Source organism: Bacillus sp. FSL K6-6038, from assembly GCF_038050455.1.
Taxonomy (GTDB): Bacteria; Bacillota; Bacilli; order Bacillales; family Bacillaceae_G; genus Bacillus_A; species Bacillus_A pseudomycoides.
In genome coordinates, this window is sequence record NZ_JBBOUH010000001.1 from 171946 (window position 1) to 197993 (window position 26048).

At 35.9% G+C, this 26048-nt stretch carries 27 protein-coding genes; 17 read left to right on the forward strand and 10 right to left on the reverse strand.

Translation table 11 applies throughout. The annotated features are described in order from the left end of the window. Positions 1-225 precede the first annotated feature (225 nt). Positions 226-831: a lysophospholipid acyltransferase family protein gene (locus tag NSQ40_RS01030; RefSeq protein ID WP_026008688.1), complete on the forward strand. Its 606-nt coding sequence runs from the start codon at positions 226-228 to the stop codon at positions 829-831. A gap of 71 nt (positions 832-902) precedes the next feature. On the opposite strand, the gene NSQ40_RS01035 is transcribed toward NSQ40_RS01030, so the two are convergent. After that, positions 903-998 carry a DUF3948 family protein gene (locus NSQ40_RS01035; RefSeq protein WP_018767156.1) on the reverse strand — a complete coding sequence of 32 codons (96 nt, stop codon included), beginning with the start codon at positions 996-998 and terminating at the stop codon, positions 903-905. Positions 999-1493: 495 nt separating this feature from the next. On the opposite strand from NSQ40_RS01035, the gene NSQ40_RS01040 reads away from it, so the two are divergent. Next, on the forward strand, positions 1494-1934 hold the full coding sequence (locus NSQ40_RS01040; protein WP_003194487.1) for a YitT family protein: 441 nt from the start codon (positions 1494-1496) through the stop codon (positions 1932-1934). 32 nt (positions 1935-1966) lie between these two features. Here the strand turns inward: NSQ40_RS01040 and NSQ40_RS01045 are convergent, their stop codons facing one another. The 5 genes from NSQ40_RS01045 to nirB are packed head-to-tail and all read right to left on the reverse strand — an operon-like array spanning position 1967 to position 7334. Continuing rightward, positions 1967-2416 carry a precorrin-2 dehydrogenase gene (locus tag NSQ40_RS01045; RefSeq protein WP_341286047.1) on the reverse strand — a complete coding sequence of 150 codons (450 nt, stop codon included), beginning with the start codon at positions 2414-2416 and terminating at the stop codon, positions 1967-1969. Continuing rightward, positions 2409-3119, reverse strand: coding sequence for a sirohydrochlorin chelatase (locus tag NSQ40_RS01050; RefSeq protein ID WP_018767153.1), 711 nt, complete (start codon positions 3117-3119; stop codon positions 2409-2411). Before NSQ40_RS01050 ends, NSQ40_RS01045 begins: the two co-directional genes overlap by 8 nt. After that, entirely contained in the window at positions 3116-4540 is a 1425-nt protein-coding gene (locus NSQ40_RS01055; RefSeq protein ID WP_003205558.1) for a uroporphyrin-III C-methyltransferase, read from the reverse strand. The genes NSQ40_RS01050 and NSQ40_RS01055 overlap by 4 nt, the downstream gene beginning before the upstream one ends. Positions 4541-4598: 58 nt before the next feature. Next, positions 4599-4916: a nitrite reductase small subunit NirD gene (gene nirD / locus NSQ40_RS01060; protein WP_003194479.1), complete on the reverse strand. Its 318-nt coding sequence runs from the start codon at positions 4914-4916 to the stop codon at positions 4599-4601. A 12-nt stretch (positions 4917-4928) separates the two neighbouring features. Further along, positions 4929-7334, reverse strand: a complete 2406-nt coding sequence (gene nirB, locus NSQ40_RS01065; RefSeq protein WP_341286048.1) for a nitrite reductase large subunit NirB — start codon at positions 7332-7334, stop codon at positions 4929-4931. Positions 7335-7604: 270 nt separating this feature from the next. Between nirB and NSQ40_RS01070 the strand changes: the two genes are divergently transcribed. After that, entirely contained in the window at positions 7605-7961 is a 357-nt protein-coding gene (locus NSQ40_RS01070; RefSeq protein WP_026008687.1) for a YxeA family protein, read from the forward strand. Positions 7962-8149: 188 nt separating this feature from the next. Here the strand turns inward: NSQ40_RS01070 and NSQ40_RS01075 are convergent, their stop codons facing one another. After that, a complete protein-coding gene (locus tag NSQ40_RS01075; RefSeq protein ID WP_224796006.1) occupies positions 8150-8377 on the reverse strand; it encodes a hypothetical protein in 228 nt (75 codons plus the stop codon). 370 nt (positions 8378-8747) lie between these two features. On the opposite strand from NSQ40_RS01075, the gene NSQ40_RS01080 reads away from it, so the two are divergent. Together NSQ40_RS01080 and NSQ40_RS01085 are read left to right on the forward strand one after the other, a co-directional pair. Continuing rightward, positions 8748-9518: a TatD family hydrolase gene (locus NSQ40_RS01080; protein ID WP_033795823.1), complete on the forward strand. Its 771-nt coding sequence runs from the start codon at positions 8748-8750 to the stop codon at positions 9516-9518. A 304-nt stretch (positions 9519-9822) separates the two neighbouring features. After that, positions 9823-10356 (forward strand): transglycosylase SLT domain-containing protein, encoded by a 534-nt coding sequence (locus tag NSQ40_RS01085; protein WP_003205568.1) that lies wholly within the window; start codon positions 9823-9825, stop codon positions 10354-10356. A gap of 17 nt (positions 10357-10373) precedes the next feature. On the opposite strand, the gene NSQ40_RS01090 is transcribed toward NSQ40_RS01085, so the two are convergent. Continuing rightward, positions 10374-11159 (reverse strand): DUF4931 domain-containing protein, encoded by a 786-nt coding sequence (locus tag NSQ40_RS01090; RefSeq protein WP_018767149.1) that lies wholly within the window; start codon positions 11157-11159, stop codon positions 10374-10376. Positions 11160-11556: 397 nt separating this feature from the next. Further along, a complete protein-coding gene (locus NSQ40_RS01095; protein ID WP_026008686.1) occupies positions 11557-11685 on the reverse strand; it encodes a hypothetical protein in 129 nt (42 codons plus the stop codon). Between the two features lie 416 nt (positions 11686-12101). Between NSQ40_RS01095 and NSQ40_RS01100 the strand changes: the two genes are divergently transcribed. The 7 genes from NSQ40_RS01100 to NSQ40_RS01130 all read left to right on the forward strand — a co-directional run bounded on the left by NSQ40_RS01100 (position 12102) and on the right by NSQ40_RS01130 (position 19702). Next, positions 12102-12236, forward strand: a complete 135-nt coding sequence (locus NSQ40_RS01100; protein ID WP_018767146.1) for an RAxF-45 family protein — start codon at positions 12102-12104, stop codon at positions 12234-12236. A 124-nt stretch (positions 12237-12360) separates the two neighbouring features. After that, positions 12361-14235 (forward strand): ribosomal protection-like ABC-F family protein, encoded by a 1875-nt coding sequence (gene abc-f / locus NSQ40_RS01105; RefSeq protein WP_018767145.1) that lies wholly within the window; start codon positions 12361-12363, stop codon positions 14233-14235. A gap of 174 nt (positions 14236-14409) precedes the next feature. Continuing rightward, positions 14410-15603 carry a sensor histidine kinase gene (locus NSQ40_RS01110; RefSeq protein WP_003194461.1) on the forward strand — a complete coding sequence of 398 codons (1194 nt, stop codon included), beginning with the start codon at positions 14410-14412 and terminating at the stop codon, positions 15601-15603. Then, complete coding sequence (locus NSQ40_RS01115) at positions 15600-16262, forward strand: response regulator (protein WP_018767144.1); 663 nt, start codon at positions 15600-15602, stop codon at positions 16260-16262. The genes NSQ40_RS01110 and NSQ40_RS01115 overlap by 4 nt, the downstream gene beginning before the upstream one ends. A 138-nt stretch (positions 16263-16400) precedes the next feature. After that, positions 16401-17333: an ABC transporter ATP-binding protein gene (locus tag NSQ40_RS01120; protein ID WP_003194457.1), complete on the forward strand. Its 933-nt coding sequence runs from the start codon at positions 16401-16403 to the stop codon at positions 17331-17333. A 15-nt stretch (positions 17334-17348) separates the two neighbouring features. After that, positions 17349-18545 (forward strand): ABC transporter permease, encoded by a 1197-nt coding sequence (locus NSQ40_RS01125; protein ID WP_097786759.1) that lies wholly within the window; start codon positions 17349-17351, stop codon positions 18543-18545. 11 nt (positions 18546-18556) lie between these two features. Further along, positions 18557-19702: an ABC transporter permease gene (locus NSQ40_RS01130; protein WP_003205582.1), complete on the forward strand. Its 1146-nt coding sequence runs from the start codon at positions 18557-18559 to the stop codon at positions 19700-19702. A gap of 16 nt (positions 19703-19718) precedes the next feature. Here the strand turns inward: NSQ40_RS01130 and NSQ40_RS01135 are convergent, their stop codons facing one another. Then, positions 19719-19916, reverse strand: a complete 198-nt coding sequence (locus tag NSQ40_RS01135) for a hypothetical protein (RefSeq protein WP_018767142.1) — start codon at positions 19914-19916, stop codon at positions 19719-19721. Between the two features lie 419 nt (positions 19917-20335). On the opposite strand from NSQ40_RS01135, the gene NSQ40_RS01140 reads away from it, so the two are divergent. From NSQ40_RS01140 to NSQ40_RS01160, 5 genes are all read left to right on the forward strand, one after another. After that, the gene (locus tag NSQ40_RS01140) at positions 20336-22063 is read left to right on the forward strand and encodes an ABC transporter substrate-binding protein (RefSeq protein WP_097786758.1); all 1728 of its coding nucleotides are present in this window, start codon (positions 20336-20338) and stop codon (positions 22061-22063) included. A 109-nt stretch (positions 22064-22172) separates the two neighbouring features. Further along, entirely contained in the window at positions 22173-23129 is a 957-nt protein-coding gene (locus NSQ40_RS01145; RefSeq protein WP_341286049.1) for an ABC transporter permease, read from the forward strand. Between the two features lie 12 nt (positions 23130-23141). Continuing rightward, positions 23142-24059 (forward strand): oligopeptide ABC transporter permease, encoded by a 918-nt coding sequence (opp4C, locus tag NSQ40_RS01150; RefSeq protein ID WP_003194445.1) that lies wholly within the window; start codon positions 23142-23144, stop codon positions 24057-24059. Between the two features lie 10 nt (positions 24060-24069). Next, on the forward strand, positions 24070-25050 hold the full coding sequence (locus NSQ40_RS01155; RefSeq protein WP_003194443.1) for an ABC transporter ATP-binding protein: 981 nt from the start codon (positions 24070-24072) through the stop codon (positions 25048-25050). Beyond that, positions 25047-26012 (forward strand): ABC transporter ATP-binding protein, encoded by a 966-nt coding sequence (locus NSQ40_RS01160; protein WP_033795825.1) that lies wholly within the window; start codon positions 25047-25049, stop codon positions 26010-26012. Before NSQ40_RS01155 ends, NSQ40_RS01160 begins: the two co-directional genes overlap by 4 nt. Positions 26013-26048 lie beyond the last annotated feature (36 nt).

A 26048-nucleotide genomic window follows, 5' to 3' on the forward strand; every position in this document is an offset into this window, starting at 1 on the left:
GCGTATCCGCTCCTTTCCGAATTGTTGTTGCCCTTGTTTCTGTCTTAATTATATGAAATACGACCAGGAGTAACTATCGAATTAGCTTACAGCAAGATTACACCTTTGTAAGAATTAATTTTTGAAAATTGTCACTTAATTTTATTACCAACTACTAAAACTTAGTGTTATAATTGGTGTAAGGATAATAATTAAACTTTGGATATTGAGAAAGGAACGAAACGAATGTATAAGCTAATTACATTTTTGTTGAAATATATATTTAAAACGCTTGGAAAAGTGGAGGTTCAAGGAAAAGAAAAATTACCTGAAGGTGGGCCGTATGTTATTGCTTGTACGCATACGAGTTTTATGGATGTTTTAATGCTGGCAGCTGGGATGTACCCAACGGAAATTCATTATATGGCCAAAAAGGAACTGTTTGAAAGTAAATTTACAAATTGGTTCTTTAAGAATGTAAATGCTTTTCCGGTAGATCGCGCAAATCCAGGGCCAAGTACATTGAAAATTCCATCCCGTTTATTAAAAGATGGGAAAGTAGTAGGGATTTTTCCAAGTGGAACGAGATCGACAGAGGATGTTTCTTTAAAAGCAGGAGCTGTTACGATTGCAATGCGTTCTAATGTTCCTTTAGTACCAGCAGCTTATGTTGGGCCATCAAGTGTAAAAGAATTAATTAAGGGGAAAAGAGCACAATTAATTTTTGGTAATCCGATTCAAGTTGAAGCGGGAGAGACAGTGGATCGAAAAACGGCTATGAAAATGATGACGGATCAATTAAATACAATGTTTGAAGAATTAACAGAGACATTACAACAAAATAAAAAATAGGAAAAGACGACCGGGCATAGACGGTCGTCTTTTCTATTACTATCTATATAAAGGGGAAAGGGGACACAAAATTATAGAAGCGTAGCAGCATAAATGAAAGCTGTAAGAAGAGCTGAGCCGCTAGCTAATCCGATAAAATCTAATTTGTTAAAAGTAATATTGTTCATCATACTCTCTCCTTACTTATTTAATGAATGAGCAACTGATTTTGCATCGACAAGAGCAGATAACACCATGCTCATTGTATTTACGAGTTTATTTATTTTTATTTTGTTCATGATGCGTATCCGCTCCTTTTCGAATGGTTGTTGTTACTTTCTGACCTAATTGTACGAAATATAGAGGGAAGTCACTATCGAATTAGCTTACAGGAGGATTACACTTTTGTAAGGAAACTGAACATCTATGTAAGGATATAAATATTTGACAAGGGATTATGAACTTCGTACGTTAAAGAAAGAGGTGAGCACATGACAAATATTAGAGATATCGCAAAGCTAGCAGGTGTGTCCGTTATGTGCCATTACATAGCGGATTTTTTTGAGAATTTTTTTTGACTGGAAACGCGTTTTATACTTTATAACTGAATTATACCGGTTATGTAGTAATCCATGGATTCTTTTCAAGTGTTACGACAGTGAATAGAATTTGGAGGAATATTGATGGATGAACTATTATTGAATGTGAAAAAGTATGTAGAGCCTGATGAACAAATCTTGTCTTTTATTGATATTGTTGTAATTGTAGGATCGGTATTCATTATTGGGCAAGAAAAAGCAATGTATACGCTCGTTGCAGTATTTATCGGAGCAAAAGTAATCGACTTCATTGTAGAAGGAATTAATACGAAAACAGCAGTTACGATTATATCTAGTCAACCAGATTTAATTCGTGAAACGATTACGAAACATATGACACGGGGTGTTACTGTTTTAGAAGGTCGCGGTGGTTATACTGGAAAAAATAAAGAAGTACTATATGTCGTAATTAATAAGCAAGAGCTTGTAAAATTAAAACAAGTAACCAGTAATGTAGATGAAGATGCATTTGTTGTTATTCACGATATACGAGATGTACTTGGCGGTGGTTTTAAAGCAAGCTAAAAAGATGAACGAGGGGATTCGTTCATCTTTTTTTATTTTATAATTTGGGGAAGGATCTTCATTAGTTTTTCTTTTATTCGTTTTGCAAAGGATGGATTTTTACCAGAAGTTGATATGCTTATAACATATTCGTCATTTCGAATGATTGCAGGTGTATGAAAGGATGACTCTGTGCCATCACTTACGATATTAACCCATTGAAAATCATGTGCAGCTTGTTTAACCATCATATTTACATCATGATGATTTGTTGCAGCATAGATGAGATGAGCATCTTTAATATCTTCTTCTGTAAACATTTTTTCCTTCCATGTAATATAGGTGAGATTCTCCATTTCTTCACCAATATACGGGCTCACAATCGTGACACGAGCTCCTGTATTCTTTAAACCAGCTGCCTTTCGATATGCAATTTTTCCACCACCGACGATCACAACCGTTTTGCCTTGGAGATTACACATAATTGGATAAATGTTATACATGTACATATTCCTCCATTCGCTCTAATAAAGCAGATTTCATGTAGGAATCAAATTGAAGACAATTACAGGTTGTAACGTTAGCATATTTTTTTGCATGCCGATTTATTTTCTGAAGTAATAACCCAGTAAAGAGAAGATAAGGCATGACATATACATGCCTTGCGCGCGATGACTTTTCATTGAGTTCATCAGTAAAAGAAGGTGTTCCTTTTGTTAAAAAGGAGCAGGAAACCGGCAAGCAGAGTCTTTGCTGGGCAGCTGCCCCAATTTGTCTTAATTCATGTATAGGCTGAGAATCACTGCTACCACGGCCAACAAGTAAGATTTCACTATTTGGCATTGGCATAGCTTCACGTATTCGTTTTATGACAAGTTCGATCATAAGCGGATGTGTACTAAAAGGTGGTATAACTGAAAATGTAATGTGTGGATAGTGCTTTTTTATTTTCTCAATTTCAAAAGGAACATCACGTTTATAATGGGCCGCTGCAAATAATAAAACAGGGACAATTAAAATCTCAGTTGCACCTTCAGTGATTGCTTCTACAATCGCATCTTGAACAGTCGGTGTTGTTAGTTCGAGAAATCCAATTTTTTGGATATTTTCACTTCGCTCGTTTATAACAGACTGAACAAAGTGAATGAACTGTTTATTGCCTTCTTGTAATCTGCTACCGTGTCCAATATAAACGATGCCTTTCATCTTGCTATCACCTCTTTCTCATTGATGATAGCTTGTAATTGATAATCAATGTGATGAAGTCCAACTTTATTGGCATATTGTAAAGTTGGTTCATCGATATAGGAGAATGGTAAATTCAGAATATCTGTGAAGCCAAGGCGGTTTACTTCTGTGATAAACGTATCGATTGCAGCACGTCCTTCAAATACAATGCTATCCCATGTGAATTCAGTCAGTGTACGTGAATGAACTTCATCAAAACGATGATCAATTGTATATTCGTGTGTCATGATATAAGAGCCAGTACCTATTTTTTCCTGAATGGCGGCAATTCGATTAATATTTCGACCTAAATAAACAGTTGTTTCGTTGGAAAGTGTTGCAGGTAAGCTTAAAAGCCCATACTGCATAAGTGCCTTCTGTGTAGCGACATTCATATACTGCAATGTTGCTTTTAAGGAGCGAATATCTTTTTGATGCTGCGCACATGATTGGAATAAGATTGCTACACTTTCAGCTGAGCAGAAAACAAGGCGCTCAGCATTAAAAATTTCACTAATCTGCTCAGGTGTTAATACATATTTTTGTTTTTTGAAAGTTGGTATTTGATATATTTCTGCGCCCGCTGCTTGTAACTTTTGCACTAGTATACTTGTTTTGTTTGTTGCAGAGGCAAATAAAACTTTTTTTCCATGTAGTGGCTTGTGTTCTTTCCAGGCAATTTGTTTTCGTAAGGACACCACTTCACCAACAATTGTCATCGATGGATTTGAAATCTGTTCTTTTTTCACATCATCCACGATTGTGGAGAGTGTACCTGTAACAACTCGTTGTTTTCCAGTTGTACCCCATTCAATGACTGCTACTGGTGTATCTTTTTTTCTTCCTGTTTGTAATAAATTTTCGCAAATTACCGGCAAGTTTTTAACGCCCATGTAAAAAGCAATTGTATCGCTGTTTAAGAGGGAGCTGTAATTTACTTGGTCGCTAATTGCGCCTTTTGTATGACCGGTTAACAAAGTTACACTATTACTGTAATTACGATGGGTAAGAGGGATGCCGGCATACGCACTAGCGGCAATACTAGATGTAATCCCTGGAACAATCTCGTATAAAATGTTTTCTGCTGCTAAAGCGGCTGCTTCTTCACCAACGCGACCAAAAATAGATGGATCTCCGCCTTTTAAGCGGACGACCGTTTTACCTTCTTTTGCAGACTGAATTAAATGAGCGTTAATCATTTCTTGTCGCATAATATGATTTGTTGGCATTTTTCCGCAATAGACGAGTTCGCATGTTGGCTTTGTATAGCGAAGTAAAGTTTGATTTAATAAGCGGTCATATAAAACAACATCTGCTTGTTTTAGGCAATCTATTGCTTTTTTAGTAATAAGTCCTTCATCACCAGGTCCTGCACCAGCTAAATATACGTATCCGTTCATCTCTACACCTCATCTATTTTTACTTGAAAGGAAGCCAAAAAGGGCTTCCCTGTACAAGTTACATATATATATAAATATCACCATCAATAACTTCTACTTCATATGTTTGGATACAACCATCATCAGGCTTTTGAACTTCACCTGTTATTAATGAAATTTTCCAGTCATGCAATGGACAGAAGACGAATTCTCCAGAAACAATTCCTTCGGCTAAAGGTCCGTTTTTATGAGAGCATCGATTTTCTACAGCGCGAATATCACCATTTGAAAGGCGAAATAAGGCGATGGATATATCCTTAATGCGCACTTCCTTACCGATTTGCACAGGAAGGTCTTCTGCATGCATTATTTTTATTTTTTCTTTAGTTTGCAACATGTAGATCGCTCCTTACTTTACAGTTTCTACTTCATACATGGCTTTTAATGACCTAGTTTCCAGTGCTTGTCCCCAAGCTTCTTCATATGTGTTACGCGCTTTTTGGAAACGTTCATTTAGCATAGTAACCATGCTTTCATCTTGCAGCACTTCTTTTATATGAGCTAATCCCATTCGTTCTACCCAAGGGGCTGTTCGTTCGCCGTAAATACCAGTTTCACGGTAATGTTGTACGTAAGCTGTGGCAATGCGAAGTACATCTTCTTCTGTAGGGACAATCATTACAAAATCAGCTTCACGCACTTCTGTACCACCGTTGCCACCAATATAAAGTTGGAAGCCATTTTCAACACAAACGACGCCAAAGTCTTTTGTTAATGCTTCTGCACAGTTACGTGGACAACCAGTTACACCCATTTTCATTTTGTGAGGTGTATCTACCATTTCTAACGATTGTTCAAGTAACATACCAAGCCCTAATGAATCTTTTGTACCAAAGCGGCAGAAGCGAGAGCCGACGCATGATTTTACATTGCGAAGGGATTTCGAATAGGCATAACCAGAAGTCATATCGAGGTCAGCCCAAACTTTTGGTAAATCTTCTTTCTTAACACCATATAAGCCGATTCGACTTGCACCTGTTATTTTTACAAGCGGCACATCATATCTTTTAGCAACTTCAGCAATTTTCATTAAATCATCTGCCGTAGTAACACCGCCGTACATACGAGGAATAACAGAAAATGTACCATCATGCTGAATATTGCCATTCATTCTTTCATTAACGAAGCGGGATGATTTATCATCTGCATATTCTTCTGGGCGTGTCATACGTAAATAGTAATTTAATGCAGGGCGGCATTTTGAACAGCCATCTTCATGTGCGAAGCCAAGGACGTTTCGTACTTCTTTTGGCGATTTTAAACCTTTCTCATGAATCGCTGTGACAACTTCATCACGTGATAAAGTTGTACATCCACATATACCAACGGATTGTGCAGATGCATCGAAGCTATCCCCGAGAGTATGAGATAAAATTTGTTCAACAACTGGACGACATTTACCACATGAACCGGCAGCTTTTGTACATCCTTTTACTTCTTCAAAAGTTGTTAAATCTTGTTCTAAAATAGCATGAACGATTGTTCCCTTTGTCACGCCGTTACATCCACAAACGGTGTCATCAGCACTCATACTGGCAACGTCAAGTCCACTTTCTTCACCAGCTTTGTGAAGAAGGGAGGCGGGTGTGTATTCTTGTATATCTTCTTCCTTTTTTAACATGCTAAAGAGGCGTGTACCTTCAGCAGTGTCTCCATATAAAACAACACCAACGACTTTATTGTCACGGATTAATACTTTTTTATAGGAACGCGTACACTCATTAAAGATTGAGATTGCTTTTGTTACGTCATCTTCATAAATTTGTCCAGCAGAGAATAAATCGCATCCTGCAACTTTAAGTTGTGTACCGACGATGCTACCTGCATATCCATCTGTTTGTGAATTCGTTATATGCTTTGCCAGTGCGGTCCCTTGTTCATATAATGGGGCAACAAGACCATAGGCAATACCGTCATGTTCTGCACATTCACCAACTGCATAGACTGATTCATCATCTGTTTGCATATAGTCATTTGTAACTATGCCACGATTTACAATTAAACCAGCATCTTTTGCTAAATGTGTATTTGGACGTATCCCAACAGCCATTACAATTAAATCGCATGTTACAACATCGCCATCTTCAAATTGGATACCTTCAACACGGTCAGTACCAAGAATTTTCACTGTTTTCTTTTCCATAAGAAACTTCATACCTTGTGATTCTAAGTCTTCACGCAGTAATGAAGCGGCTTTGGCATCGAGTTGTTGCTCCATTAAGTAAGGCATTAAATGAACAACGTGAACATCCATTCCTAAGTCAATAAGCCCTCGTGCGGCTTCTAAACCGAGTAATCCCCCGCCAATGACGACAGCCTTTTTATATCGCTTAGCAGCATCCAGCATAAATTGTGTATCTTCAATTGTACGAAAGCCTGTTACACCTGGAAGTTGTGAGCCTTCAACAGGTAAGATGAAAGCGCTGGACCCTGTTGCGATAATGAGCTTGTCATATATGACAATACGGTTCTTTTCTGTAACGATGACTTGTTCTTCCCGATCAATATTTATTACCTTTTCATTTGTATACAGCGTAATATCATTTTCCTCGTACCAACTGTATTCGTTCATAATGATATCTTGGATATTTGTTTTTCCTTGTAAGACGTGAGATAGCATAATGCGGTTATAGTTTGGATGAGGTTCATCACCAAAAATAGTAATATCATAAAGTCCTGAATCTAGTTTTAAAATTTCTTCAATGCAGCGTATACCAGCCATACCATTCCCGATCATAACTAAACGCTTTTTCATATTCATTTCCCCTCTTAAATGTGAAATGTTTAACAAACTTGTATACTCGTATTATAGAATCTTTGGAAAGTAGAGGGTGTGATGTTTATCACAGTTTTGGAGGGTTCACAAATTGTTAAAAATCATATAAAATTTCATTCGAATTCTTACAAAAATGTAAGGGAAATGTAATGGGATTCAATGGCGGGATTAAGTCCTTCTCTTTAAAATAAGTTTATAGAAAACTACACATATTGTGTGGAGGAGGAATTTACCTTGGAGTGGGGAAGAGTGAAAAAGCGAGTAATTATTACTGGAATTGCGCTGGTAGCTGTTATTATCTTACTACTACCAACAAAACTGGGACCAGTAATTGATAAATATAATCCATTTTGTAAAACAAAAGAATATTACACGATTGTGAATGATGTCGGTCAACATATTGGTGATGAATGGTATGAATATGAGTTTGTTGCATATGATGAAAAAGGTAGGGCACAGACGATAAAGAAAACAGTGAAGCACATGTTAAAACGAAGTGAGTCATTGAAAATTACCGCAAAAGGACGTTACGGTGAATCATTGGTAGAGATTGAGGTCCAAAATATTCCTGTGCAGGCGAGAAGTAAGCTATTGGCGACAAGATAAAATATTGTAAAACACTGTAACATACTGAGTATGTTACAGTGTTTTTTATTACATATAAATCATTTAAAGAAGAAATTTTTCGGTGTTAGTATTTAAATATACGTTTACTATATAAAATAAGTTTTAACAAGACAGAGAGTATGGAATTTAGGGGATTTTAGCTGTATAACAAGAAAGCGGACATAAGTTTATACTAGGATAACTGTAGCAGCAGAAATGAAATCCGTAAGAAGAGCCACACTGCTAGCAAGTCCGATTGCATCTAATTTGCTAAAAGTAATATTGTTCATGACAACATTGTAAGGTACATGTAAGTTAATTAGATAGTTGTCATTTGTGAATTCTATTACAATACAAGTAGGAAGTTTGAACATACAACTTGCTGTCTGAAATAGTGATGAATGTTTTAAAACCAACTATTGCATAGCCATTATCTCTTTATGAGATGAGGCTATTTTTTTAAACCTTACAATATTGTAAGGTTTTCGTAAGTTAATTCGATAGCTTATTTGTCATATTTTCTGCATAATAAAAAAAAGATAAAAAATTAGGGAAGGTAATCAGAAGGGAGAAGAATGGGATGCAAAAAAAAGAAGTAGTTAAGTTTCCGATAAAAGATTTCTGTAGCTACTTTACTGTTGCTGTCGTATGTGTTGGACTTTTTGACATAATTACAAATTTAATTGTTAAATAATATAGATGAAAGAACAAGAAGGAGATTCCTTCTTGTTTTTTATTGCCCTTAATCTGAAGCGGCGTATTAAAATAGATGTAAGAGGTGATAGGATGAAGTGGATTGATAGTCATATACATTTAGACCAATATAAGAATAAAGAGCAAATGAAACTAATTGATGATGTAAAAAGAAGTACTGAGATTGATGGACTGATTGCGGTATCAATGAACTATCATTCTTGTCAACAAACATTATCTTTAGCAAGACAACATCCATTTGTACATCCGGCACTTGGTTTTCATCCAGAACAGCCGATTAACCAAAAAGAATGTGAACAAATTTATAAGTTAATTGAGGCAAATGTAGAATGGCTTGTTGCCATAGGTGAGATTGGTCTGCCATATTATTTAAGGCAAGAAAAGAAAGATATCGTATTAGACCCTTATATAAAAGTATTAGAGAGATTTATAATGCTTGCAAAAAGGTTCAATTTACCGATTGTTTTACATGCAGTCTATGAAGACGCTGATATTGTATGTGATTTACTGAAACAGTATGAGATATCACGTGCGCATTTTCATTGGTTTAAGGGGAGTAAAGAAACGATGGAGCGGATGATTCAAAATGGCTACTTTATTTCAATTACGCCAGATGTTATGAAGAAGGAGAAAATTAGAAAAATCGTTTCGTTTTATCCGCTAGAATATATGATGGTGGAAACAGATGGACCCTGGAAATTTCAAGAAAATATTATGACGCATCCGGGTATGATTGAGGGTGTGTTAAAAGAAATTAGCTTGATAAAAAATATTTCTATAGAGAAGGTTGCAGAGCAAATATATCAAAATACGTTTCGGTTTTATGGGGGGAAATGTCTTTAGTTTTTGACTTTTCATGTAGGTAGTCTCCTATTCTTTGTGTAGAATTCAATTTACAATTATATACAAAAAAGGTAGGAACCATTTGAAATAGATATTGGTAAAAATTACACACATAAGAAGTGGGATAGGGATGTTACATTTTTTATAATATTTTACTATTGATTTTCAGAAAATCAGTCTAAAGCACGATGTTAAGATAGAGCTTCGTTTGATATCATTTAAGAGTAACAGGGTGATAGATTGCAGGTAATTGTAAGGAAGGGCTGAAAGGGGACAAATTTCAGCGGAGAAAGAGGTAGAGGTAGTGAAAAAATTCTTTGTAGGATTTTTAGTTGTTCTTGGAATGTATTTGTATTTCCAAGGAGAGTCTGAAGGAATGGAAAGATTGATGAATCAAACAAGTTATGTTGACTCAGAGGAAGCAAAACAGATGAAACAAATTATTACTGAAGAAGCAAAGAAAGTAAATCTTCCAGAATGGATACCTCTTACAATTGCCGAGCATGAAAGTCGTTTGAACCCACGAAGTGTTGGAGACAATGGCACTTCTTTTGGATTGTTTCAGTTACACCGAGGTGGGGGACTTGCTCCTGATCACTTAACGGACGAGCAATTGAAGGACCCGCGGACAAATGCCCAAATTGCGATGCCTCATTTAATGAAAGGGTATAAAAGAGGTGTGCAAAAAGGTTTAACAGATTTAGCGTTACTAAAATATATAGCAAATACATCTGGTTGGCCAGGTAATTTAGGGCCTGAGTGGACGGATCAAAATATGAAGTATAACGAAGGGCTAAAGAACGTATATTATCGAAATAAAGGAGTAGTAAAAGAGTAGGTGATCTGACACCTACTCTATTTGTCTATAAAAAGTTCCATTTCATTTGTAAAATATCGTTCAAGTTGCTGTTTTACATCTTCCAACTTTGTAGAAACTTGAGGGATTTTATACCCGACATATAATGGTGAAACAACAAAACGAGGAACAACCTTACAAATAATTTTTTCATCAAGGTGATAGAAGAATAAATTATAGCTGCTACAACCTTTATGAAAGCCCGTTAGTATGTAACGCACAGTTTGCTGAATATAATGTGCCATGGTGTCGATGGTTTTTATGTCTTCAATGACAATGTTAAATTCGGTAAAACCGATAATTGGCCGTGTAGAAATATTAAGTTCAATTTGTTCATCCTTTTTTACGGTAACGCCTTGAAAGTTTTCAGGTACTATGTTTTCTAGGTAGTTTACATATTTCATTCCGATAATTTGCATATGTGCATGATGCAAACTTCCGCCTGAAAATGGACCGTGATTTTTATATAAAATAACAGAAGTAAATTCGTTGCTCTTTTCTAAAGCTAACCAATGCTTTATAGAAAAATGCAGTAGCTTTTGCATATGTTCAGGTGTGTAGGTTGCAATATGATCATGACAATTACCGGTTTCTATTAGAACAGTTTGAAAGGTATCTTTTAATGTTGGAAATTTATTTTCCAACCAAATAATGGAGTCTTCAGTTTCTAAAATATCAGTGAGATTTTCTCTATCGCAAAAAGGACAAGCGGTGCTTTTATTGCGAATACTTTCTGGCTTTTGTTTTCCAATGTCATTTAAAAAATAAAGTTGTTGTGTATCCATTCGTATATACCCCTTTAAAAATATATGTGAAATTCCCGTCTACTATATTCGTGAAAGGGAAAGGAAAATCCTGTATAGTGGAAAAGGAGGAAATGGTAAAAGAAGGAGATAGAAGATGGAAGAGCAAAAGAGTGTATCATTTTTGGATATATGGCGGACTGCTAATCCACCAAAAAAATATTTCCAAGTAGAACGACATTTGTTATTGCACATCGTTTATCAACGGTAGTACAAGCAGATACCATTTTTGTAATAGAGAATGGCAGTATTACAGGAATTGGTATACACGATGAATTAATGAAGCATCATACATATTATAAAAAGATTGTAGAATAACAATTTTTAATAGAAAAAACAAAAGACAAGATATCCTAATTGTACTTGGGTATCTTGTCTTTTATTTTTTTTGTAATAATGTGTATGGATAATATAGAGTATTTTCATTTTGTTTCTTTTTTCTATTTTTCAGTGCATGTAAGGCAAAGAATGTACCTACAATTGCAAAGATGGCTTTCTTCATATTCATTTTCCCCTTTTTATTGTTCATTTAATTCTTGGCTAACTGCTTTTGCATCAATTAAAGCGTGGAGAATCATTTTTACCATGTTCATCATTTTTATTCCTCCTTTTATAGTCGGTTTAGTTCTTTTACAACTGCTTGTCCGTTTACTAACACCTCGAAGACTGCTTTTACGATTTCTTTCATCAGGACTGTTTCCTCTTTTTGTTTACCTCTTGCTTACATCTTTATTGTATAAGGAGGCACGATTTCGTACTATTGCTTTCCATTACGTGAACATAACAGTTGTGTAAGATTGGATGTAATTTGTTGAAATGTTTAGTCTATATTCATTATTTTCAGAAAAATGACTATTCAAACATCAAATGGGGAAGTATAATAAAGGAGTAAGTATTAAATTCCGTATGAAAGGAGTGAATGAGATGAAACGTTCTTTAGCTGCACGCGCAAAATTTTTAGATTTTATCTATTTTTGTCGTGCGATTTTTCATGATGTGATTGCTAACGGGATACGTATGCCCTTTTTTAGCAATTGCATAGCAGTTATTGAACGATAGAAATCTCTTCACCCATTTTATAAAACGTGTGAAAAGGGAGCTATTTGGCTTCCTTTTTCTATGCCAAAAACCATGGGGAAAGTTTCTTTCCCTATGTTTTTTTACGTTGAAAGGAGTACGGAAAATGACAATTTGTAGTGTAAACAATGTAACGAAATCTTTTGGTGGAAACATCATATTTGAAAATATATCGCTTGAAATAAAAAATGGTGAACGCATTGGATTAGTTGGCAGAAACGGTAGCGGGAAAACCACAATTTTTCAGCTATTAACAGGAATAGAGAATGTAGATGCTGGAGCAATTCATATGAAAAAAGGGACACGTGTTGGTCATGTAGCACAAATTCCGAAGTTTGCTGGTGAAACAAATGTATATGATGTATTGAGCGCTGCCTTTGTAAAAGAGAAAGAATTAGAAAGAAACATGCGAAATTTAGAGAAAAGTATGGCGGAGGAACACGATCCAACTAGTTTAGAGAGGTTAATGGAGAAGTATGGCGCAGTGCAAGAACAATTTTCGTTTTTAGGTGGTTATGAAATAGAAGCGAACATCATGAAAGTAGCAAATGGTTTACAAATAACGGAGCTATTTTCTCGAATTTTTGCTGAACTGAGCGGCGGGGAGCAGACGAAAGTAAGTCTTGCTTATATGCTGCTCAAGAAACCAGATTTACTACTGTTAGATGAACCGACGAACCATTTAGATTTATTTGCAGTAGAATGGCTCGAACAATTTTTGAAAGAGTATACAGGAACAGTTGTTGTGATCTCACATGATCGTTATTTTCTTGATGAAGTCGTTACGAAAATTTTTGACTTGGAAGACGGAGAAATTCATGTATATCATACGAACTACTCACAGTTTGTGAAGGAGAAGGAAGAAAGATTACTCCAAGAGTTCCAATCTTATCAAGAACAGCAAAAGAAAATAAAGAAAATGAAAGAAGCAATTAAACGTTTAAGGGAATGGGCGAATCAAGCGAATCCTCCGAATGAAGGACTGCATAAACGTGCTAGAAATATGGAACGCGCGTTAGAACGGATGGAAAAGTTAAAGAAGCCAATTTTAGAAAGAAAACAAATGGGGCTTCAGTTTGAAGGACAAGAGAGAAGCGGAAAAGATGTTATTGTAATGAAGGAAGTTGGCAAAAATTTTGCTGGGCGTATTTTATTTGAGGGAGCAAATTTACATGTGCGTTTTCAAGAGCGTGCAGCTATTGTTGGACGTAACGGTACAGGAAAAACAACATTATTAAAATTGCTATTAGAAGAAATGAAACCAGATGTTGGGGAGATCAGAATCGGTAGTAGTGTGAAAATCGGTTATTTATCGCAGCATGCTTATGGAAACGTAAAAACCAATGTATTGGAAGCATTCCGGGAGCATGTAGCTGTAACTGAAGGAGAAGCTCGCCATATATTAGCTCGCTTTTTATTTTATGGTCCAGCCGTTTTTAAAAAGGTCAATCAGCTTAGCGGTGGTGAACGGATGAGATTACGTTTGGCACAGCTTATGTATCAAGATGTAAACCTCCTTGTGCTAGATGAGCCCACAAACCATCTTGATATCGAATCAAGGGAAGTGCTGGAAGAAGCTCTCGAACAATATAATGGAACCATTCTTGCTGTTTCACACGACCGTTACTTTTTAAATAAATTGTTTGAAAAAACATATTGGATCGATGAACATACATTGTTTGAATTTGCGGGGAACTATGCATGGGCACGTCAGAAATGGGCAGAGAGAATAGAGAAAGAAGAAGTGAAACAACAAGAGGTTCCAAAAATTAAAGTAATGAATGTAAAAAAGAAGGAATCTATTGGTATAGAAGAAATTGAAGATAAGCTTATGTATATAGAAGAAGATATATATGCGCTGGAGTGCACAATGGAAGAAACAAGCAATGTTGAAAAGTTAGAACGGTTATATAAAGAAAAAACAGAAAAAGAACGATTACGGGCGGAATTATATAATCGATTAGATAGTATGATGGAATAGATGAAAGAAAAACAAGTCATCCTCTTAGGAGATGTGGGGGTGACTTGTTTTTCTATTAATATCCGTTAACGCGAGATGGAAATGGTATAATTTTCTTTATGTTATATTGTGAAAATGATTTTTTACATGTTGGTATGATTTAAAACAATAGTTCAAAAACGCGAGGAGAATTTTATGTTAAGGTATGCGCGTCTCATTACGATTGTTATGATTTGCATGGTATATATAAATCATGTTTCACGTGAAACAGTAGGGTTACAAATATTTGTTGGTATTGCATGTTTAATGTACGTTATAAATCATGTTTTACTTATACAACCACATCAAGGGAGAAGGCTTGAATTTTATGTATTCCTCTCAAATGGAGTAGTTACAGCACTACTAGGTTTTTTATTTCCCGAGACATGTTTGTATTTAATTATATTTGGGATTGATGCGGTAGGAGTATTTATTCATACGTGGCGAAAAGCAGTTGTATATTTTTTTGTGAGTTTTTTCTTTGTATGTTGGTCTGCTATTTTACTATATACGTATCAATATACTGGAAAGATAGAAGTTGATAGTAATGCTATTAATTTTATGTTCGTTGTCTTCAGTGCTTTATCCGGGAACTTAATTAAAAAACTGACAGTAGCCCGCCAAACTGTCGACGATCAATACGAAAAATTGACGTTATCACATATAGCTCTAAAAGAAGCGCATGAACAATTACAGCTTTATGCGAAAGAAGTAGAAGAACTAACTACAGTTCGGGAGAGGAACGATATTGCCCGAGAAATTCATGACACAGTTGGTCATAATATGACGGCTTTACTTGTTCAATTGCAGCTTGCAGAGGCTTTATGGAAGCAAAAGTCAGATGCTACAGAAGAAGTTTTACATACATGCCATGAATTAGCTAGAAAATCCCTTCAAGAGGTAAGAGCTTCAGTTCGTGCGTTGAAGGAAGAAAGAGATCTAGGGAACATAATAGAAAATATGAAAGGAATGTTAAATGAATTTTCAAAGGTAACCAAAGTACAAGTAACCTTTCATTTACAGGGAGATCCAATTATAATCCCATTGTCATTACAACCTACTTTGTTGCGTATTATGCAAGAGTCATTAACAAATGCACAACGCCATGGAAAAGCTAGTTTATGTAAAGTTAGCTTATTGTGTTTAGATGAAAAAGTTATGCTATCGATTACGGATAATGGTGTTGGCGTAAATGAAGTGAGTCCTGGTTTTGGTTTAATAAATATGAAAGAACGTGTAGAAGAACATGGTGGGATCATTCGATTTGAAAGTGAAAAAGAGAAGGGTTTTCGATTACAGATTGAGTTTCCACTTAAGGAAAAGACGTGGGTAATAGGAGGAACGAAATGATTCGTATTATGATCGTTGATGATCAGTCACTTATTCGTGATGGTTTAGCAATGCTATTAAATTTACGTTCAGAACTTGAAGTGGTGGGAACAGCAAATGATGGGGATGAAGTAGTTCGAATAGCAGAACAATTACAACCTGAAATTATTTTGATGGATATTCGAATGCCTCGTATAAATGGCGTTGAAGGGACTCGCTTAATAAGGGAAAGGTTCCCTGATATGAAGGTTCTTATGCTGACGACATTTAATGATAGTGAACTCATTTTTGAAGCATTAGAGCAAGGAGCGAGCGGTTACTTATTAAAAGATATGGAGACAGATGCAATTGTTCAGGCAATATTAACGGTCCATGCAGGGGGAGCGGTATTGCCACAAGATATAACAGCGCAAATTGTGAAGGAACTAAAAAGAACAAAAGTAGTGGAAATATCAGAGCAAAATCAGCCAAAGCAAGTGGAACAATTAACAGAGCGTGAAATAGATGTATTAAGAGAAATAGGCCTTGGATTAAATAATAAAGAAATTGCTGAGAAATTGTTTATTACAGAGGGAACCGTAAAAAATCATGTTTCTAACTTAATCAGTAAGCTGGAGCTGAGGGATCGGACACAAGCAGCTATATATGCAGTAAGATACGGTATTACAACATACACATGACTTTTGGCATAGAGAAAAATAAAAAAGCAGCAAATTATGCTGCTTTTTTATTTTGCATTTCTATCTTAAGGGTGATGGAAGAAAGAGGATGTTTTTTTACAATGAAATTGTAGATTAATGCAAAGGGGCTGAATCGGCATGTTAGTCGTAGATCATATTACAAAGTCGTTTGGAAAGAAGGAAGTTGTAAAGAATGTATCTTTTGAAGTTAAGAAAGGAGAAACATTTGGTTTGCTTGGTCCAAACGGTGCAGGAAAGTCGACGACGATATCAATGATTTGTGGGCTTATTCCATATGATGGCGGTGATATAAAAGTTGGGGGGAAATCTGTAAAAGAATATCCATTAGATGCGAAAAGGAAGATCGGTATTGTCCCGCAAGATATTGCTTTATATCCTACGCTATCTGCGAAAGAAAATTTAATCTTTTGGGGGAAAATGTATGGTTTAAGTGGAGCTATTGCAAAGAAACGAGCAGATGAGGTATTAGCATATGTTGGTTTACAGGATCGCGCAAAGGACAAAATTGAAACATTTTCAGGTGGAATGAAACGCCGAATTAACATTGGTGCGGCACTTATGCATGAACCAGAGTTATTAATTATGGATGAGCCGACAGTCGGGATTGATCCACAATCACGGAATCATATTTTAGAGACGGTAAAAGGATTAAATGAGAAAGGTATGACGGTCATTTATACGAGCCATTACATGGAAGAAGTGGAGTATTTATGTGAACGAATTGCAATTGTTGATTATGGAAAGGTAATTGCACTAGGAACGAAAACGGAGTTATGTAATCGTCTTGCTGATGGCTTTATGGTGAAGTTACAACTGAATCGTTATAGCCAGGAGTTACTGCAGAAAGTAAAAGAAATTCCCACTGTAGAACGGATTATCATTGATGAGGATACGAATACACTCGATATTGGACTGAAGACTGGAGAAGCTGTTGGTACGGTTGTTTCGATCGTAGTAGAAAATCATGTGCAAATTTTAAAGCTTGAAGTACAAGAGCCAAATTTAGAAGCTCTCTTTTTACAGCTAACAGGGCGTTCACTTCGTGATTAAGGAGGTTAGGAACTCATGAAAAGTTTTATTATTGCATGGAAAGATTTAAAAATTCGTTTAATAGATCGGCGTGGATTTATGATGATGTTACTTATGCCACTTCTATTAACGACTATTTTAGGATCAGCACTAAGTAACATATTAGATAGTGGTGGATTACCTAAAACGGTGATTGGTTATTATCAAGAAGGAACAGATGAGTTTGCAAATATATTTCAAAAAGATGTATTGCATTCAAAAGAGATTAAGGATGATGTGAAGGTAGAGGTCGTAGCTTCACAAAAAGAGCTGGAGGATCTGCTAAGAAAACAGAAAATTGATGTTGGAATGATTATTCCAAACGAGTGGAGTGAACATATAAAGGATGGAAAATTAAAAGAACCCAAATTGATTACTGATCCATCAAAAGATATACAAGCAAAAATAGCTGAATCGCTTATTCGTTCCTTCTCAGAGCGTGTGCAAACAGTTGCCGTTTCTACTAAGACTGTCGCAACAGATTTAGCAAAGGCACAGCCAGGAAATATAGAACAGGTTGCAAAAGAGGTAAGTGCTAATTTACAAGCAGTGGCGGCTTCGAATACGGATGGAATTGAAAAAGGAACAATCGGCAAAAAAACAGTGGCTGCGATGCAATATTATGCTGCAGCAATGTTAGTGATGTTTTTACTATATAACATAACAGTAGGAGCAAAATCTATTATAACAGAGCAACGAACTGAAACATTAGCAAGATTATCAAGCACACCGACAAGCTCTTTTGCCATATTATTAGGTAAATTTTTAGGTACATTACTATTTGCTTGTATTCAATTTGGAGTATTTGTAGTTGCTACTTATTACGCATTTCATGTGAATTGGGGTGAAGATGTTTCACAAATTGTAGTAGTAGGAATTGCTTATGCAATTTGTGTTTCTGGCTTATCTATGCTCATCGCGGCATTTATTCGTGAAGAAAAAACAGCGGATTTAATGGGTGGCATTGGAATTCAGTTGTTAGCTATATTAGGTGGATCTATGTTACCAATCTATGCATTTCCGGATACTCTTCAAACAATTGCTAACATCGCTCCGAATAAATGGGCACTTACAAGTTTTTTAAACATTATGTCGGGTACATCAGGGTATGCGTTACTTCCAGTTATATTAAGTTTATCTAGTGCGGGTATTGCTTCCGTTATCATCGGAACCTTCCGTTTGCGTACGAGATAGGAGGAGAAATCATGAAGAAAGTTTGGGCGCTTTGCTGGTTAGAGTTAAAACAAATCTTAATTAAGCCACAAAGCTATACACTCATGTTCGGAATGCCGATTATTTTCACACTCATTTTTGGCGGACTTTTAGGTGGAAGTGGAAACGAGAAAGTAAATATTAGTTTAGTAGACCAAGATGGATCTACATTATCCAACTCCTATTATGAGGAAATAAAGAAAAGTGATTTAATTTCTATAGAAAAGGTAACGTATGAGGAAGCGAAACAAAAAATCAAAAATAAGAAGTCCTCAGGTATTGTGACAATTCCAAAAGAATTTCAAAAGAGTATGACGGACGGGAAGATAGAGAAGGTTAAATTCCAATCAAGTGCTGATTTCACGGGAGGAGCCTCTGTAGAACAAGTATTACAAAGTGCAATGAAAAAGATGGACATAGAAGTAGCGGCAGCAAGGGATTCAGAGAAAAAAGGAGGAATGTCCTGGGAAAAGATGTATGAAACGATTCATACAAAGGTAGAACCAGTTTCACTTCAAAAGGAATCCATTGTACCTGGGGAGAAAAAGCTGAATAACGTAACAGGGCGAGCAGCAGGGTTTTCTATTCTTTTTGTAATGATTGTGATGCTAAGTGCGACAGGAACAATTTTAAAATCAAGACAACTTGGCGTTTGGTATCGTTTATTAGGAACGCCTGTTTCAAAGGCTCAAATACTTGGGGGATATATACTTTCCTTCTTTTTAATTGGATGGATTCAATTTGGAACTTTAATGGTATTAACGAATGTTTTGTTCGATGTACAGTGGGGAAATCTACTAGGGATAATCATACTTGTCTCAGTGTTATTGTTAGCGGTCATTGGTTTAGCACTATTATTAGCAAGTATTGTGAAAACAACGGAGCAGCAGTCAGCTTTAGGTAATATCGTTGTTATTTCAACTTGCATGATTAGTGGGCTGTATTGGCCAATTGAAATAGAACCAGAATGGATGCAAACCGCAGCGAACTTTGTTCCTCAAACTTGGGCAATGCGTGGATTTACCGAATTGATTGCAAGAGGAGGGACATTGGCAGATATAGCAGGATATATTGGTATACTTATGTTATTTGCTGGTGTATTCTTTATAATCGGTTTAACAAGAATACGTTATGATTGAAAAAAGAAAGCAGAGTCTACAGCTTCGCCCGCTGAACTCTGCTTTCTTTTTGTGTATCGTCTTCCCCTATAGAAATAGCAATCGCAATTCCGAGCATAAAGAGAAATGCTAAAAAGAGGACGAACCTTGGGAAGAACGGAAATAGTAGTAATGCCCCGACGATCATGAGTGTTAATGCAACATAGTGCAGAACATATTGGAATAGTTTGTCCATATTTTCGCCCCCCTTTTTGGTAGTTTGTTAGCATTCTATGCTCGTCCACTGAATAATAGAATTATTTTTTTAATCGTTTCTTCATAGTAAAAATAATAGTAAGGTTGTGTCTGCACATAATGCGAGAATACAAGGATTACAGGAAGATGATTATAATGGAATATTGTTAAGTCTACCTAAATTAAAAATCTTGAAATATTTAAATAGAAAGAATTGACAAAATATAACGAACAATATAAGCTAATAACCATAAAGTCTAGCGGAAAGGTCGGAATAAGATTATTACCCCTCTAAACATCTATTTTTTTTGTATTTAAAACCGACTTTTCCGATGGGGTTATAAAATGTTGCTGTGGGAGGCATATATAAGGCAAGCAGTTCATAAGGTGTAATTATTAAAAAAAGTTAGGGTGGGGACAATGAAGAAAAAGACAAAAAAATGGGCTGGTGTGTTTTCTGTTTTACTGAGTAGTTCGCTTGTGTTATCGGCTTGTGGGGGACAAGAGGATAAGGCTTCGACAGAGCCGGCGAAACAGCAGGATGTGAAAGATTTAAAAATAGAGAAGGTTGCAGCGACAGATAAATCAAAAAATCCTGAGAAAGCGAAGCAGAGAAAAGATACAATTATTTTAGGGATTTCAAAACCTGGTGGTGTGTTCTTACCTTATTTCCAAGAGAATGGTTGGGACGGTAACGTAACATCAGTTATATTTGCGTCTCTTGTATCAACAGATAAGCAAGGGAAACCAGTTCCAGAGCTTGCAGAGAAATGGGATGTATCTTCTGATCAATTGAAGTATACGTTTCACTTACGAAAAGATTTAAAATTTAGTGATGGTTCACCGTTAACAGCAGATGATGTAGCATTTACATTAACATTGCTACATGATAAGGCTTATGAGGGTGGTACAGATATTTTACAATATGCAATTAAAGGTGGAAAAGATTATAAAGAAGGAAAAGCTACATCGATTGAAGGGATTAAAGTTGTTAATCCGCAAACAATTGAAATTACGACGGAAAAAGTAAACTCACAAGCGTTAGTAAACTTGGGAGGACCTGTCTTATCTAAGGCTTATTATGGAAAAGATTATAAGCAAAATACTAGCTTAAACTATTTAAAAGATTTATATGGTAAACCAATGGCAGCAGGGCCTTATAAATTTGAAAAGTATGTCCCAGGTCAAGAGGTAAGATTTGTAGCAAATGAACATTATTATGCTGGTAAGCCAAAAGTTAAAAACTTTATTTATAAAATTACAACACCTGACACGAATTTCCAGTTATTCCAAACAGGAGAAACGGACTATGATGGGTTTGCTGCGAATAATGACAATATTGAACAATTAAAGAGCTTAGGCTTTGCTAATTTCAATATTGAAACAGTGAGCTCATACTCATTCGTTTACTTTAATAATAAGAAGCCATACTTAAAAGATAAAAAAGTACGGCAAGCGCTTATTTACGGATTAGATCGTAAAAAATATGTAGATACATACTTCCAAGGGAATGCTTCTGTTGCGAATATACCGATTTCACCAACATCATGGGCATATGATGATAAGGGTATAAATCAATACGAATACAATGTAGAGAAAGCAAAAAAATTGTTAGATGAAGCTGGTTGGAAAGTTGGATCTGATGGTATTCGTGAAAAAGATGGGCAGAAATTAAAGTTGAGTTATTATGCGGCAAGTGGAAGAAAGCAAGAAGAGGTGTTTATACCAATTGCGAAAGAGAATTATAAGGCGTTAGGTGTGGAATTTAATCCAGAAATCATGGACTTTAATACACTTGTTTCGAAAGTTGGAAAGTTTGATTATGATTTAGCAGCTGTTGCAACATCGATCATTTCTGATCCGAGTGAACCTGTAGGTGAGTTTGAATCTACGCATCCAGATAATTCAGCGGATTATAGTAACCCAAAAGTGGATGAATTAATTAAAAAAGGTATTGAAACAGTTGATATTGAAAAAAGAAAACCTATTTATAAAGAATTATATAAAGAATTAAGCGATGATCCCCCTGTCATTTTATTAAATTACCGTAAAAGTATTTCAGCACACAATGCACGTGTAAAAGGAATTAATCCAGAAAAATACGATAGCATTAGTTCAAACTTACCTGTTTTATCTATTGAACAATAGAGATAAGTAATTAATGAATAGAAGACGTTTTTTCATACAGTTGTTAGTTCTTGCTGTTTTGAAAAAATGTTCTTCTATTTTTAAGTAACTATGATTGGGGAGACAAAAGGTGAAAACATATCGCATTCGTAGGTTTCTACAAATGATTCCTACTTTGTTTGGTACATCTATTATTATTTTTTTCTTATTTGCTCTTCTGCCGGGAGATTATGTTGATTCGAATCCAAAGTTAACGCCAGAACGTGCACAGGAATTAAGAGAATTGTATGGATTAAATAAACCTATTATAGAAAGATACTTTCATTGGCTAGGTAATGCGCTACATGGTGATTTTGGTTTCTCGCTGCAATACCAAGAGCCTGTTACATCATTACTTAATAAATTTATTTGGAATACCTTTATTGTTGCTGTTGCAGCTTTATTTTTTACTTGGATCATTGCACTTATTGTGGGTGTTATTTCAGCAACAAAGCAACATTCATGGTTTGACGCACTTGTAACAATCGGTGTTTTTGCAGCGATGTCATTCCCATCATTCTTTATCGGTCTATTTTTAATTAAAGTATTTGCTGTTGATCTTCATTTATTACCGATTGGTGGGATGATTGATATAGGAAGTAATTCGACGGGTTTTACGTACATATTGGAAGTACTAAGGCACATGATTTTACCGGTATTTATTTTAACACTCCTTGGTGTCGGCTCATTGACTCGTTATTTTAGAACGAGCATGCTTGAGGTCGTAAGACAGGATTATATCCGTACTGCACGTGCAAAAGGATTGAAAGAAAAAGCCGTTATTTATAAACATGCACTAAAAAATGCGATTTTACCAGCAATCACATTACTTGCATTTGAATTGCCGGGATTGTTCTCTGGTGCAATTATTATTGAACAAATTTTTAACTGGCCAGGAATTGGGACCATTCAATTAGAAGCGTTAAGTTTTCGGGATTATACGGTATTAATGGCATTTACAATGTTTCTCTCTTGCCTAACAATTATCGCAAACTTTTTAGCAGACATCGTTTATGCGATTGTCGATCCGCGTATTCGATTAAAGTAAGGAGGGAGAAAGATGGAGACTATTGTAACGGTAAAGAAGAAAGAAAAGAGAAAAGGAAATTTGACTTCGCCATGGCGACAAGCATTTACTAGAATTAAGAAAAATAAATTAGCACTATTTGGATTTTATACTTTGATTTTTATGTTTGTATTTTGTTTTATTGGACCATTTTTTTCACCATATGTTTCTGGAACAATTCAAGTAACACAAATTAATAAACCACCAAACTTTTCACATTGGCTTGGCACAGATCAATTGGGAAGAGATATTTTAACGAGATTAATGCAAGCTGGCCGAATTTCATTAACAATTGGTTTAGCTTCGATGCTACTATCCGTCATACTCGGTGCATTATTAGGAGCTATCTCTGGTTTTTATCGTGGTATTGTAGATCATATTATTATGCGTATTGCAGACGTGTTAATGTCTATTCCGGGATTACCATTACTTATCATTATGGGTGCTATCTTATCAGAATGGAAACTTCCATCTGAATATCGACTTTATGTTGTTATGATCATGTTAAGTTTGATTGGATGGCCGGGACTTGCACGTCTGGTACGAGGACAAATTTTAACACTTCGAGAACAATCATTTATGCAAGCTGCTGATGTATTAGGATTAAAGGATTACCGGAAGATTGTACATCATTTAATTCCGAATGTATTCCCTTTATTAATTGTTGTGGCAACGTTAGGTGTAGCGGGAGCTATTTTAAGTGAATCAGCATTAAGTTATTTAGGTCTTGGGGTTGTTCCACCTACGCCATCATGGGGGAATATGATTAGTGCAGCAAACTCATTAATTGATTTCCAAAAACGTCCATGGTTATGGATACCGCCTGGTTTTGCGATTTTTATAACAGTTGTATCAATTAACTTACTTGGTGATGCACTTCGTGATGCATTAGATCCAAAAATGAAGCGGTAGGTGAGGAATCATGAGTAAAGCAGTAATAGAACTAAAAGATTTACAAACACACTTTCATACGGAAGAAGGTACAGTAAAAGCTGTGAATCATGTTAGCTTTTCTGTACGAGAAGGTGAAACAGTTTGTGTAGTGGGAGAATCAGGTTGTGGGAAAAGTGTAACGGCTTTATCTATTATGGGACTTATTGCGGAATCTGGCGGCATTGTTGGTGGTGATATTCTTTATGAAGGCCAAAGTCTTTTGGGGATGAAAGAGAAAGAACTCCGAAGTTTAAGAGGAAATGATATCGCGATGATTTTTCAAGAACCAATGACATCTCTTAACCCAGTTTTTACTGTTGGAGAACAAATTGTTGAGACGTTAAGAGAGCATGAGCTTCTTAGTAAAAATGAAGCATATAAAAAAGCTATTGAATTAATTCGTAAGGTTGGTATTGCACGTTCTGATGAAATTGTTCATTCGTACCCCCATGAGCTAAGCGGTGGGATGTTGCAACGGATCATGATTGCGATTGCACTGAGTTGTAACCCTAAATTACTAATTGCTGATGAGCCCACAACAGCACTAGATGTTACAATTCAGGCGCAAATACTAGATTTATTAAGACAGGTAAAAGAAGAATTTAAAACATCTATTTTATTAATTACACATGATTTAGGTGTTGTAGCAGAAATGGCAGATTATGTTGTTGTAATGTATGGTGGCAAAGTCATTGAAGAAGCACCTGTACTGGAGCTATTCCAAAATCCTAAACACCCATATACAAAAGGATTATTAAAATCAAAGCCAGTAATGGGGAAACGAACAGATAAACTTTATTCGATTCCGGGGCAAGTTCCAAACTTAGTTGGTTTAGATGAATTTTGCTACTTTAGCGGTCGCTGTGAACATTGCATGGATATATGTAAGAATGAGGCGCCAGGCCTTGGAGTGCATGAAGATTATCATAAAGTAGCTTGCTGGTTATATGAGGAGCGTGCAGAGCAATGAGTGAATCTTTATTAGAAGTGAAGAATTTAAAAACGCATTTTCCGATTAAGGGCGGCGTATTTGGTAGAACGATTGGGCATGTAAAAGCAGTAGACGGAGTAAGCTTTACGATTAATAAAGGTGAAGTGTTTGGTCTAGTAGGTGAATCTGGAAGTGGAAAAACGACAATTGGTAAAACCATTCTTCGTCTCGTTCAAAAAACAGAAGGTGAAGTGAAATTTAAAGGGCAAGATGTTCATACGTTATCGAAAGAGGAATTACGAAAGTATCGTCCTAATATGCAACTTGTATTCCAAGACCCGTTTAGTTCATTGAATCCACGGATGAGAATTGGAGAAGCACTTGGTGAACCAATGCTAGCACATGGCTTAGCTACGAAAGAGAATGTTCGTGAAAAAGTGTTAGAAGTATTAGAACTATGTGGTTTAGCACCATATCATATTGATCGTTATCCGCATGAGTTTTCGGGAGGACAACGCCAGCGTATTGTTATTGCAAGGGCGATGGTATTAAATCCAGAATTTATTGTTGCTGATGAACCTGTTGCAGCATTAGATGTATCTATTCAAGCACAAATTATAAACTTGTTCAGTGAATTACAAGAGAAAAAAGGTTTATCCTATTTATTTATTTCACATGATTTAAGTGTTGTCGAACATTTATGTACAAAAATTGGAATTATGTATTTAGGGACAATCGTGGAAACAGCTCCCCGTGACAAGTTGTTTGCAAATCCGCTTCATCCATATACGAAGGCGCTGTTATCAGCTGTACCAATTCCTGATCCCACTGTTAAGCGAGAACGAATTATTTTGCAAGGTGATATTCCAAGTCCAGCGAATCCACCTTCAGGCTGCCGCTTTCATACACGTTGCCCGTTTGCAACGGATATTTGTAAGCAAGCTGTACCAGAATTTCGTGATGTTGGGGAAGGGCATCTCGTTGCTTGTCATCATGTGTAAAAGAAAAAGGGCTCTTTCAAATATGAAAGAGTCCTT

Bases quoted from the DNA above. Each gene is read 5' to 3' on its own strand.
- NSQ40_RS01045 (WP_341286047.1), bottom strand. From the start codon at position 2,416: ATGTATAACATTTATCCAATTATGTGTAATCTCCAAGGCAAAACGGTT.
- NSQ40_RS01160 (WP_033795825.1), top strand. From the start codon at position 25,047: ATGAGTGAATCTTTATTAGAAGTGAAGAATTTAAAAACGCATTTTCCG.
- nirD (WP_003194479.1), bottom strand. From the start codon at position 4,916: ATGTTGCAAACTAAAGAAAAAATAAAAATAATGCATGCAGAAGACCTT.
- nirB (WP_341286048.1), bottom strand. From the start codon at position 7,334: ATGAAAAAGCGTTTAGTTATGATCGGGAATGGTATGGCTGGTATACGC.
- NSQ40_RS01140 (WP_097786758.1), top strand. From the start codon at position 20,336: ATGAAGAAAAAGACAAAAAAATGGGCTGGTGTGTTTTCTGTTTTACTG.
- NSQ40_RS01100 (WP_018767146.1), top strand. From the start codon at position 12,102: ATGAAACGTTCTTTAGCTGCACGCGCAAAATTTTTAGATTTTATCTAT.
- NSQ40_RS01090 (WP_018767149.1), bottom strand. From the start codon at position 11,159: ATGGATACACAACAACTTTATTTTTTAAATGACATTGGAAAACAAAAG.
- NSQ40_RS01125 (WP_097786759.1), top strand. From the start codon at position 17,349: ATGAAAAGTTTTATTATTGCATGGAAAGATTTAAAAATTCGTTTAATA.
- opp4C (WP_003194445.1), top strand. From the start codon at position 23,142: ATGGAGACTATTGTAACGGTAAAGAAGAAAGAAAAGAGAAAAGGAAAT.
- NSQ40_RS01080 (WP_033795823.1), top strand. From the start codon at position 8,748: ATGAAGTGGATTGATAGTCATATACATTTAGACCAATATAAGAATAAA.
- NSQ40_RS01050 (WP_018767153.1), bottom strand. From the start codon at position 3,119: ATGAAAGGCATCGTTTATATTGGACACGGTAGCAGATTACAAGAAGGC.
- NSQ40_RS01095 (WP_026008686.1), bottom strand. From the start codon at position 11,685: ATGAATATGAAGAAAGCCATCTTTGCAATTGTAGGTACATTCTTTGCC.
- NSQ40_RS01135 (WP_018767142.1), bottom strand. From the start codon at position 19,916: ATGGACAAACTATTCCAATATGTTCTGCACTATGTTGCATTAACACTC.
- NSQ40_RS01115 (WP_018767144.1), top strand. From the start codon at position 15,600: ATGATTCGTATTATGATCGTTGATGATCAGTCACTTATTCGTGATGGT.
- NSQ40_RS01035 (WP_018767156.1), bottom strand. From the start codon at position 998: ATGAACAATATTACTTTTAACAAATTAGATTTTATCGGATTAGCTAGC.
- NSQ40_RS01130 (WP_003205582.1), top strand. From the start codon at position 18,557: ATGAAGAAAGTTTGGGCGCTTTGCTGGTTAGAGTTAAAACAAATCTTA.
- NSQ40_RS01055 (WP_003205558.1), bottom strand. From the start codon at position 4,540: ATGAACGGATACGTATATTTAGCTGGTGCAGGACCTGGTGATGAAGGA.
- abc-f (WP_018767145.1), top strand. From the start codon at position 12,361: ATGACAATTTGTAGTGTAAACAATGTAACGAAATCTTTTGGTGGAAAC.
- NSQ40_RS01040 (WP_003194487.1), top strand. From the start codon at position 1,494: ATGGATGAACTATTATTGAATGTGAAAAAGTATGTAGAGCCTGATGAA.
- NSQ40_RS01030 (WP_026008688.1), top strand. From the start codon at position 226: ATGTATAAGCTAATTACATTTTTGTTGAAATATATATTTAAAACGCTT.
- NSQ40_RS01120 (WP_003194457.1), top strand. From the start codon at position 16,401: ATGTTAGTCGTAGATCATATTACAAAGTCGTTTGGAAAGAAGGAAGTT.
- NSQ40_RS01155 (WP_003194443.1), top strand. From the start codon at position 24,070: ATGAGTAAAGCAGTAATAGAACTAAAAGATTTACAAACACACTTTCAT.
- NSQ40_RS01110 (WP_003194461.1), top strand. From the start codon at position 14,410: ATGTTAAGGTATGCGCGTCTCATTACGATTGTTATGATTTGCATGGTA.